The 12,275-nt window shown below is 75.3% G+C and carries 8 protein-coding genes; 4 read left to right on the forward strand and 4 right to left on the reverse strand.

Features of this window, described 5'->3' with window-relative positions:
• Positions 1-96 precede the first annotated feature (96 nt).
• The 4 genes from ACZ6BG_RS32310 to ACZ6BG_RS32325 all read right to left on the reverse strand — a co-directional run bounded on the left by ACZ6BG_RS32310 (position 97) and on the right by ACZ6BG_RS32325 (position 5,855).
• Positions 97-2,295, reverse strand: coding sequence for a tetratricopeptide repeat protein (locus ACZ6BG_RS32310; RefSeq protein ID WP_469007868.1), 2,199 nt, complete (start codon positions 2,293-2,295; stop codon positions 97-99).
• A gap of 153 nt (positions 2,296-2,448) precedes the next feature.
• Positions 2,449-3,711, reverse strand: coding sequence for a DUF1266 domain-containing protein (locus ACZ6BG_RS32315; protein ID WP_469007873.1), 1,263 nt, complete (start codon positions 3,709-3,711; stop codon positions 2,449-2,451).
• 69 nt (positions 3,712-3,780) lie between these two features.
• Positions 3,781-5,052, reverse strand: coding sequence for a cytochrome P450 (locus ACZ6BG_RS32320; protein WP_469007877.1), 1,272 nt, complete (start codon positions 5,050-5,052; stop codon positions 3,781-3,783).
• A complete protein-coding gene (locus ACZ6BG_RS32325; protein WP_469007881.1) occupies positions 5,049-5,855 on the reverse strand; it encodes an alpha/beta fold hydrolase in 807 nt (268 codons plus the stop codon). Before ACZ6BG_RS32325 ends, ACZ6BG_RS32320 begins: the two co-directional genes overlap by 4 nt.
• Positions 5,856-6,000: 145 nt before the next feature.
• Between ACZ6BG_RS32325 and ACZ6BG_RS32330 the strand changes: the two genes are divergently transcribed.
• The 4 genes from ACZ6BG_RS32330 to ACZ6BG_RS32345 all read left to right on the forward strand — a co-directional run bounded on the left by ACZ6BG_RS32330 (position 6,001) and on the right by ACZ6BG_RS32345 (position 12,250).
• Entirely contained in the window at positions 6,001-9,021 is a 3,021-nt protein-coding gene (locus tag ACZ6BG_RS32330) for a GTPase-associated protein 1-related protein (RefSeq protein ID WP_469007885.1), read from the forward strand.
• A 247-nt stretch (positions 9,022-9,268) separates the two neighbouring features.
• Complete coding sequence (locus tag ACZ6BG_RS32335; RefSeq protein ID WP_469008178.1) at positions 9,269-9,928, forward strand: vWA domain-containing protein; 660 nt, start codon at positions 9,269-9,271, stop codon at positions 9,926-9,928.
• The gene (locus ACZ6BG_RS32340) at positions 9,925-10,878 is read left to right on the forward strand and encodes a protein phosphatase 2C domain-containing protein (RefSeq protein WP_469007888.1); all 954 of its coding nucleotides are present in this window, start codon (positions 9,925-9,927) and stop codon (positions 10,876-10,878) included. The genes ACZ6BG_RS32335 and ACZ6BG_RS32340 overlap by 4 nt, the downstream gene beginning before the upstream one ends.
• A gap of 19 nt (positions 10,879-10,897) precedes the next feature.
• Positions 10,898-12,250, forward strand: a complete 1,353-nt coding sequence (locus ACZ6BG_RS32345; protein WP_469007892.1) for a protein kinase domain-containing protein — start codon at positions 10,898-10,900, stop codon at positions 12,248-12,250.
• The last annotated feature ends 25 nt before the right edge of the window (positions 12,251-12,275 follow it).

Consider the following 12,275-nt stretch of genomic DNA (forward strand, 5'->3'; position numbering starts at 1 on the left):
GGTGCTGCGGTGCTGGGGTTCTGGGGTGCTGGGGTTCTGGTTCTCGAGTTGTAGGGGGGACAGGGTGGGGTGCTGTGTCCCCGGCAGGGGGGGCGGTCACTGGTTCCGGAGGGAGTCCAGGTGGGACCTGGCTGTTGTTGCGTCGGGGGACGTGGCGCGGCCCGCCGTGCCGTAGAGGGCGAGGGCTTCGGCGTAGCGGGTGCGGGCCGTGGTCGGGTCGCCGCGGTGTTCGGCGAGTTCGGCCAGGGCGTGCAGGGCGCGGGCCGTCTCGTAGGCGGCCGACATGGCGCGCAGGGTGGTGAGGGCGGGGGTCAGGTGGGTCTCGGCCAGGTCGGGTTCCTCGCGGGCCAGGTGGGCGCGGCCGAGGAGGACGGACGCGCGGGCCGCGTTGTACGTGTCGCCCGCGTCCCGCAGCGTCGCGTGCGCGGCCGTCGCGTGCCGGGCCGCCTCGGTGGGGCGGCGCCGGGTGAGGGCCACGTCGGCGAGGTTCAGGCGGGCCAGGCCGCCCGCGCGGACGTCGCCGACGCCCGGCAGGGTCTCCGCGGCCCGGGCGAAGTACCGGGCCGCCTCGTCGAGCCGCCCCAGACGCTGGTGGGCCAGACCCCGGTAGTTGAGCGTCCGGGCGTGCCCCAGCGCGTCGCCGTCGGCCCGGAACTGGCGGGCCGCGCGCTCGAACATCGCCAGGGCCCGCTCGTGGCAGCCCATGCCCAGCTCGCCCACGCCGCCGGAGGTGAGCATCCGGCACTGCGCCGCCGTGTCGCCGAGCCCCTCGGCCGCGGCGAGGCCCTCGTCGTGCGCGGCCCGCCACTCCGCGTAGAACTTGCGGCGCAGGAAGAGGGGCCACAGGGCGTCGGCGAGCTGCCAGGTGACCGTGGGGAAGACGGTGCGGGCGAGGCGCAGCACCGCCATCAGGTTGGGCAGTTCGCGCTCCTGCCAGTCGAGGGCCGCCTCCGCGCCCGCGCCGAACTCCTCCGTGAGCACCGGCCCGGGGCCGTGGTCGCGGGGCAGGGTGCGGTGCTGCGGGTCGACGGCCCACTCCGCGGCGGTCGCCGTGGCGAGATAGTGGTCGGCGATCCGGCGCAGCGCCGCCGCGCGCTCCCACGGCGGCTCGTCCTGCACGGCCTTCGCCGCCGCGTGCAGCCGGACGAGGTCGTGGAAGCGGTGGCGGTCCTCCTCGGCGTCGGTGAGCAGGTTCGCCTCGTGCAGCAGGTCGAGGAGCGCGCGGGTCCGGTCGGCGCCGGGGAAGGCGGCCGCCGGTGCGGTCCGCGCGGGCCCGGGCGGTGTCCCCGCGCCGGTGGGCGCCGGGTCGGCCCCGGCCAGCGCGGCGATCGCCACCGCGTCCCCGAACTCCGTGCCCGGGTGCAGTCCGAGCAGCCGGTAGAGCCGCGCGGCCTCCGGCGGCAGCTCCTGGTACGTGAGGTCGAGGGCCGCCCGCACGTTGTGGTCGCCGTCGATCGCCAACCCCTCCAGCCGGTCGTGCTCCTCGGTGAGCGCCCGCACCATCGTGGTGATCCCGCGCCGGGGCCGGGACGCGAGCCGAGCCCCGGCGACCCGCACCGCCAGCGGCAGCCCCGCGCACAACTCGACGAGGGCGCGGGCCTGTTCGGGCTGCGCGTCCACGCGGTCGTCGGCGAGCGTGGCGGCGAGCAGCTCCACGGCCTCGTCCACGCCCAGCGGCTCCAGCTGCACGGAGTGACAGCCGTCGACGGTCAGCCCCGGCATCCGCCAGCGGCTGGTCACGACGGTCACGCCGGTGCCGCCCGGGAGCAGCGGCCGGACCTGCGCGGCGGACGCGGCGTCGTCCAGGAGCACCACGAGCCGCAGCTCCGCCGTCAACGAGCGGTACAGCGCGCCCCGTTCGGCGAGCCCCGCGGGGACCTGCGCGGCCGGTACGCCGAGCGCGCGCAGGAACCGGCCGATGACCTCGCCCGGGTCGGCGGGACCGCCGGGCGACTGGGCGCCCAGGTCCGCGTACAGCTGGCCGCCGGGGAAGTCCGGGCGCAGCGCGTGCAGCCAGGCGAGGGCGAGCGCGGTCTTGCCGACGCCGCCGAGGCCGCTGACCGCGACCAGCGTGTGGTGGCCCGCGTGCCCGGCCCGGCGCCGCTGGCGTTCGAGCAGGCCGAGTTCGGCGGTGCGGTCGGTGATGCGGGCGGCGGGCGGCAGCTGCCAGGGCGGCGGGTGCGGGGGCCTGGGCGACTGGATGTGGATGCCGCCGTACACGGTCTGTGCCTGTACGGCCGCGCCGTGCACCGTCCCGCTCAACTCGTTCTGGCCGCCCTGCTCCTGCCCCCGCACCGAGCACCCCCTCCACCCCGCGCACCGGCTCCATGCGAACCGGCCCCGGTAGGGCATTCTTTCCGTACAAGCGAGCGGTATCCGCGGTGCGGCCGGGGGCGCGTCGGAGGCGGCCGAAAGGCGACCCTCGGGGTGCCGGTCAGGGGGTGACCGTCAGCCCGGGAACGGCACCCGCAGCCAAGGGCTGTCCGGGTCCGTCGTCAGCGCCCGGTGCGCCCGCAGCACCGACGTGTACCACGTGCCGAACTCCTCCTCGTCGAAGTGCAGACAGCGGCCCAGGATGTAGCCCGCGGAGAACTCCTCCCAGGACGCGTACGCCGAGCGGGTCCCGTGCGCGACGCGTTCGAGGGCGGTGACCAGTTCGGTGTGGGTGGCGTAGCGGGCGCCGCGGCCCCAGCGGGCCATCTTGGAGGCGCGGCCGAGGTCCCAGGCCGCGACGGTGGCGACATGGCCGTCCGGCGGCAGCAGGCCGTCGGCGCGGAAGCGGGCCTCGTAACGCAGGACCTTGCCGACCAGGGCGCGCAGCGCGTCGACGAACTGGTCGAGCTCCGGGTCGTCGCCCGGGCGGTGCGGGACGTCGGGCCCGCCGGTCTCCACGACGCGGTTGCGCAGGGTCACCTCGACGCAGCGGCGCCACAGCTCCGCGTCCAGCGGCGGACCCTGCTCGGCGAGCACGGCGGTGCGGGCGCCGAGGACGAAGTCCCAGTACCAGGGGCTGACTTCACGGTTCAGGAGGCGCTCCTGCACGCCGTGCCACTCCTCGCGGTCCCGCACGCCCCACCACTCCTCCAGGCGCGCCACCTCGTTGGTGTAGCCCGCGCCGTGCCAGTCGAGGGTGTTCCAGGGCGCGCCGTTGGCGAAGCACAGGTGGGCGCCGCAGGCCAGGCCGTGCAGGACCGGGCCGTCCGGGGCGCCGGTGCGGCGGGTGTCCACGCGGTCGTCGATCCGCCCCGGGCGGTGGTGCTCGTCGTGCAGGTCGGCCCAGACCTGCCGCTCCTCGTCCGTGGTGAGGTAGTACTGCTCGCACGGCGTCTGGGTGTTGACCACCATCACGTCGATGTCCTCGGGCCACTGGCGCGCGAGGGTGCCGAGCGTCACGTACTCGTACACGACGTCGGGGTGCGGGCGCGGCAGCAGACCGGCCGTGTACACCTGCGCCACCCTGCGGCCGTCGGGGACGTCCACGCTGAACAGCGGCGGGGCGTCCGGCGCCGCCGCGAGGTCGGTGAGCGGCACCGGGCGGTACAGGCCCTCGACGGCGAGCGCCCGCAGATAGCCGTAGCCGTCCTCCGCCTCGATCAGCTCGTACAGGTGCTCCTCCAGGTCGGCGGGCGCCTGCCAGCGGGTGCCGTCCTGCGGCGCCGGGACGACCGGGAACACATCGTCGTGGTAGTCGTCTTCGGCTGCCGCGTACATGGCCGGATGCTCGCTTCCGTGCTGGGGATGATCTTTCCCGAACGGTATCCGACGAGGTGCGGGGCGCCCTCAGTCCACCACCCGCAGGGGCAGCGACTTGAGGCTGTTGATGAAGTGCGAGACCAGCCGGACCGGTGGCCCGGCGAGGCACGGCTCCGGCACGGCGGCGAGGAACTCCTCGTAGAAGACGGCGAGTTGCAGCCGTGCGAAGTGCGCGCCCAGGCAGACGTGCGGGCCGCCGCCGAACGACACGTGCGGGTTCGGCGCGCGCCGCAGGTCGAGCCGGTCGGGCTCGGCGAAGACGCGCTCGTCGCGGTTGGCCGAGGCGTGGAAGACGACGACCTTGTCGCCGCACCGGACCGGCCGCCCGGCCAGCTCGGTGTCGCGGGCCGCCGTCCGCCGGAAGCTGAGCACCGGCGGATGCCAGCGCAGCAGCTCCTCCACCGCGCCGGGCACCGGGGCCGCCCCCGCCCGCAGCGCGGCGAGCTGGTCCGGGTGCTCGACGAGGGCGAGCACCCCGCCGGGCGCGGCGCCGCGCACCGTGTCGTTGCCCGCGACGGTGAGCAGGAAGAAGAACATCTCCAGCTCGCCCGCGGCCAGTTGGGGCGTGGTGGCGAGCGCCGTGAGGATGTCGTCCCCGGGGTGGCGCCGCTTGTGCGCGGCGAGTTCACCGGCGTACGCGAACATGTCCGCCAGCATCGCCGGTGACCGGGGATTCACCGGCCGCCCGTCAGGGCCGAGCACTGGCTCGCCCGCCTCGTCCGGGTCCTGGTAGCCGATGACCCGCCGCGTCCAGTGGAGCAGCAGCCCCCGGTCGCTCTCCGGCACACCGAGCAGGTCCGCGAGGTTCAGGAGCGCGTAGTCGTCGGTGACCGCGGGGACGAGGTCGAAGCCGCCGTCCCCGGCGCGGGCCCCGGCCACCGCCCGCCCGAGGAGCGTCCGGGCCCGCTCCCGCGCCCGCCCCTCGAAGCGGGCGATCCGGCGTGGCGTGAAGGCGCGGCTCACGAGCGTGCGCAGCCTGCCGTGTCCGGGCGGATCCTGATTGAGCATCATGCGGCGGATGAACGGCAGGTCGTCCGGGTCGGGGTCGCGGATCTGGGTGGCACCGACGTACGAGGAGTACGTCGCCGCGTCCTTGAGGACCGCCGTCACGTCCGCGTGCCGCGTCACCGCCCAGAACCCGGGCCCCGCGGGCCAGCCGAGCACGGCCGGTTCCTCCTGCCGGGCGACGGGGTGGTGGTCGCGCAGGACGCGGTAGCGGTCGTAGGGCACGCCCTCGGCGTACAGGCGCGGGTCGAAGACGTCGGGGAGCGCGGCGGCGGGACCGGGCGGTGGGGTCATGCGCCGGGGGCGCCGGCCGCGGCCTGTGCCGCGTCGTCGTCGGCCCGCAGGAAGTCCTCCACCGCGCGGATCAGGTCGAGGGGCGCCTCGTCCATCGCGTAGTGCCCGGCGCCCGGCAGGTCCACCAGCTCGCCGCGCGCGAACCAGGTCAGCCAGGTCCGCCGCATCAGGTCCGCCGACAGGGCCGGGTCGAGGGCGCCGGTGACGGCGAGCGCGGGCACCTGGCAGTTGTCGAGGCGCGCGTGGAAGTCGTCGCCCGTCCATGAATCGAGCCAGGCCCGGAACGCCTTGGCGTCGCTGCACGCGAGGGACCGGGCGACCATGCGGTCGAGCCAGGCGTCCGGACGGCCCCCGCCCGTCGTCACGTCGATGATGGCGCGCCGGTTCTCCGGCCGGTGCGCGGCCGACGCGAACAGCTCGCCCTGCTCGGGCGGCAGCGGCAGGCCCGACGCGGGCACCGGCGAGATGCCCACGATCCGCCGCACCCGGTGCGGCGCGAGCGCCACCACGCGCTGCGCCACGCTCCCGCCCATCGAGTGCCCCACCAGCGAGAACCGCTCCCACCCGAGCCGGTCGGCCAGATCGACGAGGTCGGCGGCCCCTTCCGCGGTGGTGTACGAGCCGACGGCGTCCTTGGCCTCGCCGTACCCCCGCAGATCCACCAGGGCGTACTGGAAGGCGTCGGTGTCGAGGTCGGCGAGCAGCGGCGCGTACGCCGAGCGGTCCGCGAACCAGCCGTGCACGGCCAGCACCTTGTGGGGTCCTTCGCCGACCAGCTGATGAGGAAGCATGAAGGCGGTCACGACGGTCACCATGGCCGGGACCGGCGGGCCGCGCAAGAGCGCCGTCGTGCCCCACGGGCCGGGAGCGGCGGGGCGAAACTCCCGGTGGGCGTGGGAAGTTGGCTGACTTCCTGCGGGCGGTGCGCGCTGATGGTCACAATGTGGCATGGCCATCCGCCACCTCAACTACCGGCTCGACGAGGAGTCGGTCACCGGCGCCGTCCGGCTGGTTCCTGTCCCTGTCCCTGTCCCGCCCGGCTCCGGGTGCGGCTCCGGGCCCGGCCCTGGGGCCGCGTCCGCCGCACCGGAGGGCGCTTCGACGGCTGCGCGCGCGTCGGCGTCTGCCGTGGGTTCGGCTTCCGGGGGTGCCTCGGGGCTGGTGCCCGCGCAGGCGTCCGGCTCGGAGTCCGGCTCGCGGTCCGGCGAACTGCCCGACCAGGGAGCCCCGGCGACGGCCACGGCGGGTTCGGACGCGGATACGGACGCGGCCTCGACGGACGACGTGGAAGTCGCCGAGTGGGTGGCGCTCGCCGTCGGCGCCGGGTGCGGGCGGGGCGCGGACGGGCTCGGGCGCGAGGCGCGGTTCAGCTTCAGCAGGCTGCCCGACGGCGCCGGCCTGCTGTGCCGCACCGGCGGTACCGAACGCGGGGTGCTTGCCATCCACCTCACCGGGGCCGACGCGGCACACTTCGCCGAGGAGTGGCCGGTCACGCTGCTCGCGGCCGGGTCGGCCCTCGCCGCCGACCCCCCGGCCGACGGGGACGCCGACGCCGACTCCGATGAACTCCTGGGCCCCGGCGGCCCGTTCGGCCCCGCCGAGCTGGCCGCGTTCGCCCGCGCGCACGAACCCCGCGTCGCCCCCTTCCTCGCCGACGTGCGCCGCCTCTTCGACGACCCGGCCGGACGCCAGCTCGTCGTGGCCGAGGAGAGCCCGGACACCGTCGCCCGCTGGATCGCGCTGGCCTGCGCCTCGCTGCCGCCCGCGTACGTCCCCTCGCTGACGTTCACCACCCGGGCCGCCGACCCCGGCCGGGCCCCGCAGCACATCATCGGCATCGGCCCCGACGCCGACTTCGACCGCTTCGACGTCACCACCCTCGACCACCTCTACCGCGTCCACGACGGCCTCGACGGCCCAGGCAGTCCGCCCGCCACCGACATCTGGGCCACCTGGACGGCCCGGCTGTGGATCGCGGGCGTACCGCTGCCCCGGCCCGCGGCCGGAGCCGCCGCCACCGTCGACACGACCGCCGCCGCTCATACGACTGCCACCATCGTCGACACGTCCGCCGCCACCTCCGCCGTGACCGCCACGGCCGCCACCGCCGACACGACCGCCGCCCCCGACGGCCGCGACGACCCGGCCGACTCCGACTCCGGCACCGGCTCCCACCCCGACTCCGAAGCCTTCTCGCCGACCCGGCTCGTGCCCGCCCTGCTCCGCGCGGGCCTGCTGTCCGGCGGAGACCTCGCCGAGCTGACGGGCAGCGCGCGGCGGGACGCGATGGCCGCGCTGGTGGAGGCGGTGCGCGTCAGCGGCGGGGGTCCTTCTTCGGGTGGTACGGGCAGGGGCCCTTCGGCGAGTCGTACCGGCGAGGGCGCGTCGGCAGGTCGTGCCCGCGAGGGTGCGTCCGCGAGTCGTCCAGGCGAAGGCTCTTCGGCGCGCGGCACCGGCGACGCCGCACCGGAACCGGGCATCCCCGCCACCGCACCCGCCTCCACGCCCGCCTCCGCCCCCGCCGACGGCCTGGCGACCCCTCCCACCGACCTCCCCCCTCCCGTCGACCCCACCCGCCTCACCGCCCTCTGCCGAGAGCTGCACGCCCACGCCCCGGACGCCGCCGAGCCCCTCGCGCTCGCCCTGGCCCGGCACCGCCTCGGTGGCGCCGACCCGCGCGAGCTTCCCGCGGAACTGGCCGCAACCTGCGACGAGTTGCCGCTCAGTGCCCACGCCAAGAGGACGCTGCGGGCCGAGTACGGCGGGGACGCCGACGAGGCGCTGTGGCGGGCCCTGCGGGAGCCCGCGGAGGCCTGGGTGGAACCGCTGCGGCTCGCGCTCGCGGTCGCCGCCGACGGCGGGCGCGGCATCGACGCGGCGCTGAAGCGGCTCGCCCGCGCCCTGCGCACCACCGAGGGCACCCACCGCGAACAGGCCGTGCACGTCCTCGACGCCGTCGACTACGCCCCCCTGACCCGGCGGGTCCTGAAACTGCTCGGCTCCGACGTCGGCATGGGGCGGCTCGACCTGCTGCGGGAACTCGCCGCCTCGCCGCAGGGCGACTGGCTGCGCCGCAACCTCGACGACAACTCGCCGCCGCCGCTGCGCCTGGCCGCGGCCGCCGCCCAGTGGAGCGGCCCCGGCAACGGGCTGCGCGGCGCCGAGCTGTTCGGCAAGCTCGCCGAGACCCTGCCGGGGCGCCGGGTGAGCGACGCGGCGACGCTGCGGCAGGTGTGGCGGCTGGTGTGGCGCGGCGCCGACCCCGCGCCCGCCGAACTCCCCTGGCTCGCCCGCACCTGCACCGTGCCGCTGCTCGTCCAGGCGGGCCTCGGCAGGCACATCACGGGCGTCGTCACGGCACCCGACCGGTTCGACCGGGAGACCGTCACGTTCGCCCGCGACCTGCTCCACGACCGCGGCCTGAACCGCTACCAGCGCGCCACCGCCCAACTCCTCGTCCTCGCCCAGGACCTGGCCGACCGCCGGATCGCCCTGCCGCAGAGCGTCCACCGGCTGCGCACCCTGCACGCCGACGCGGCACCGCTGGCCGTCACCGTGCGCCGGGGCGTGGGCGAGTTCGTCGCGGTCGCCCTCGTCCACGCCGAGGCCCAGCAGCTCGCCCGCCCGCCCGTGTACGGCTACCTGATCTCCTCCGGGCCCGAACTCCTAGATCCCTACCGACAGTTGATGCTCGACGACCGCAGACGCGATCAGCTCGAACGGGACCTGCCACGGCTACCGGAGGACATCAGCGCGTACTACGACCTGTGGCGGCCCACGCGACGCCCCGGCGTCAGCCGCGACTGGCGGCAGGTCGCCCAGGAACTCCTCCACGAGATCCTCGCGCCCGTCGTGGCCCGCCTCGACGAGCGGCGCCTCAGCGAGGTGGCCACCATCATCGCCCACCGCCAGGGCGAGGCCCGGCTGCGGGAGTGGAACGCCTGGCGCCACGGCTTCCGCTCCGGGTAGCCGCCGCCCCGTCCGCCCGCCCCTTCCCGCAACCGCGCCTCGTTCCCCGTACGTCACCTCGTACTGAGGAACCGTCAGCACCGACGAGGCGTACCGGGACCGTCAGCACCGACGAGACCGACGAGACCGTCAGCACCCGACCTGATCCACCCCGATCCACCTGGAGAGGACCAGCGTGAGCCGAACGAACAGCACCATCGTCACCGGTGAGTCCAGCGAGACCGCCGACAACTTCCCCGGCGGCTCCATGGCGAGCCGCCCCGTGCACTTCATCTGGATGCTCGACTGCTCGGGCTCCATGAGCGTGAACGGCAAGATCGGGCAGCTGAACTTCGCCATCCGCGAGGCCATCCCGGAGATGCGGCAGGCCGCCGACGCCAACCCCGCGGCCTCGCTGCTCGTGCGGGCCATCTCGTTCGCCAGCGGCGCGAGCTGGCACGTCGGCGAGCCGACCCCGGTCGACAGCTTCTCCTGGGAGGACGTGCACACCTACGGCGGCACCGACATGGGCGCCGCCTTCAAGCTGGCCGCGGGGGCCCTGGAGACTCCGCCGATGCCGCAGCGCGCCCTGCCCCCGGTGCTCGCCCTCGCCTCCGACGGCCAGCCCACCGACGACTGGCGGGCGGGCCTGCGCGCCATCGACAGCACGCCCTGGGGCAAGCGGGCCGTGCGCGTCGCCGTCGCCATCGGGGACGACGCGGACAAGAGCATGCTGAAGGAGTTCCTCGCCAACCCCGAACTTGAGCCGCTGCAGGCCAAGAACCCGCGTCAGCTCGCCGCCGCCATCCGCTGGATGTCCACCGCCGTCGTGAAGGACGCCTCCACCCCCAAGGTCGAGGACGCCAAGCCCGCGGCGCCGCTGGGCCCGCCGCTGACCAAGGGCGGCGACGAAGACGAGATCTGGTGACCGCGGTCCGTGCGCCGCTCGACCGGGCAGCGGACTGGGAGCTGCTCCGCGGCGCCGTCAAGGGCGTCGCCAAGAAGTACAGCCAGGACCGGTGCGCCGCCAAGGCCACCGCGGGCGGCCGCGCCGTCGTCCTGACGGTCGCCGACGGCCACGGCTCCGCCGCGCACTTCCGCAGCGACCAGGGCGCCCGCTGGGCCGTCGAGGAGTTCACGGCCTGCGCGGAGGTCTTCGCGCACGAGGCGGTGCGGCTCGGCGCCGACGCGGCGAACTGGCCGGGGCTGCGCGCCGAGGCCAGGCTGCTGCCGCGGGCCGTCGGGCACCGCTGGCAGCAACGGGCCCTGGTGCACGACGCCAGCTCGCCCGCGCACGGAGCCGGGCCCGCCCGGCGCGCCGCGGCCCGCGCCCGCCGCGACCGGGAAGGGCCGGCGGGCACCTGGGACCTCTCCGCGTACGGCAGCACCCTGCTCGGCGCCGTCCTGACCCCGCACATGCTGCTGTGCTGGCAGTTGGGCGACGGGGACATCGTGCTCGTCGACGACGGCGGCGTACCGCACACACCGCTGTCCACCGGGCCCGACATGGGCGACGAGACCGACTCGCTGTGCGAGCCGGAGCCCTGGCGCAAGACCCGCACCCACTGGCAGCCCCTCACCGGCGGCCCGCCGCCGGCCGTGCTCCTGTCCACCGACGGGCTCTCCAAGAGCTTCGCCGACCACCAGGGCTTCCTGGACTTCGCCACCGGCGTGTGCGAACGCGCCGTCGGACAGGGCGTCGCCGCCGTACAGGGGCAACTGGAGGACTGGCTGGCGCGGGCGGCGAAGTACTCGGGGGACGACACGACGCTCGTGGCGGCCTTCGCGACGGGGACGGCGAGCGCGGAGCGCGGCGCGCCCGGCACGGCGTCCGCCGACGCGCCCGGCACGGCACCGGAAGGAACGACAACGGCATGACGGAAGGAACGGGGACCGCATGAGCAACGGCATGCTCGCCACCGGCAAGAAGCTGGTGACCGAGGCCGGCGAACAGGTCACGGTCGGGGAGCTCTTCGGATCCGGCGGCCAGGGCGAGGTGTACCGCGTGTCCACGGTCCGCGGCGACCGCGCCGTGAAGTGGTACTACCCGCAGCTCGCCGACGCCCGCCAGCGGCACATCCTGGAAGGGCTCATCGAGAAGGGCTGGGACGACGACCGCTTCCTGTGGCCGCGGTCCATCGTCATGGACCCCGACGGCAAGGAGCCCGGCTTCGGCTATCTGATGGACGTACGCCCCGCGCGCTTCCAGGACCTGCCGGCGCTGTTCCGGCGCGACCCGTCCGTGAAGGAGGCGACGATGCGCACGCTGGTGACGGTCGCCCTGCACACCGTCGAGGCGTACCGCGCGCTGCACTCCAAGGGCATCGCCTACCGCGACATCAACTGGGGCAACATCTTCTTCGACCCGCGCACCGGCGACGTCCTGGTCTGCGACAACGACAACGCGGTCGTCGAGGGCGGCACCGCGGGGGTCGCCGGGACCATGGACTTCATGGCGCCGGAGCTGGTGCGCGGCGACCGGGGCGCGCAGCCCGGCACCCAGACCGACCTGCACTCCCTGGCCGTGCTGCTCTTCCTGCTCCTGATGAACGAGCACCCCTTCAACGGGGCGCTCGCCATGCGCATCCACTGCATGGGCGAGGCCGCCAAGCGCAAGCTGTACGGCACGGACCCGGTGTTCGTGTACGACCCGGCGGACACCCGCAACCGTCCCGTCGCCGGTGAGCAGCCGACCGTCATCGCGACCTGGGCGGCGCTGCCGCAGATCCTGCGGGACCTGTTCGTGCAGACGTTCACCGACGGCCTGAAGGCGCCCGCGAAGCGGGTCCGCGAGACGCAGTGGCGGGACGCGCTCAGCCAGGTCCTCGACGCCATCACCCAGTGCCGCGTGTGCGGCAGGCAGAACCTGACCCAGCCCGACGGCGCGCCGCCGGAATGCTGGAAGTGCGGTCGGCCCCTCCAGCTCCCGCCCCGCCTGGAACTGGTCACCGCCACCGGCACCACCCTGCGCACCCGCCGCGGCATCCGCCTCGACCCGAGCGCCCGCGTGTACGCCCACCACCTGGACGGCGACCCCGACCGGCACGACTTCCGCGCCGTCGTCGGCGAGGTCACAGAACATCCCAAGCAGCGCGGCCGGTACGGCCTGACCAACCGCACCCAGAACGTGTGGACGGTCCGCAAGGACGACGGTTCGGTACGCGAGGTGGAGCCGGGCCGCACCATCGCGCTGCAGTCGGGGCTGCTCCTGGAGTTCGGGGGCGGGGTGGAGGCGGAGGTCAAGGAGTAGGGGGCGGGGAGTCCGGGGTTCTGGG

It is taken from the genome of Streptomyces sp. NPDC041205, assembly GCF_055591765.1.

Excerpts from the sequence above, each read along its gene's own strand:
- ACZ6BG_RS32315 (WP_469007873.1), bottom strand. The coding sequence starts at position 3,711 with ATGTACGCGGCAGCCGAAGACGACTACCACGACGATGTGTTCCCGGTC.
- ACZ6BG_RS32320 (WP_469007877.1), bottom strand. The coding sequence starts at position 5,052 with ATGACCCCACCGCCCGGTCCCGCCGCCGCGCTCCCCGACGTCTTCGAC.
- ACZ6BG_RS32330 (WP_469007885.1), top strand. The coding sequence starts at position 6,001 with ATGGCCATCCGCCACCTCAACTACCGGCTCGACGAGGAGTCGGTCACC.
- ACZ6BG_RS32335 (WP_469008178.1), top strand. The coding sequence starts at position 9,269 with ATGGCGAGCCGCCCCGTGCACTTCATCTGGATGCTCGACTGCTCGGGC.
- ACZ6BG_RS32345 (WP_469007892.1), top strand. The coding sequence starts at position 10,898 with ATGAGCAACGGCATGCTCGCCACCGGCAAGAAGCTGGTGACCGAGGCC.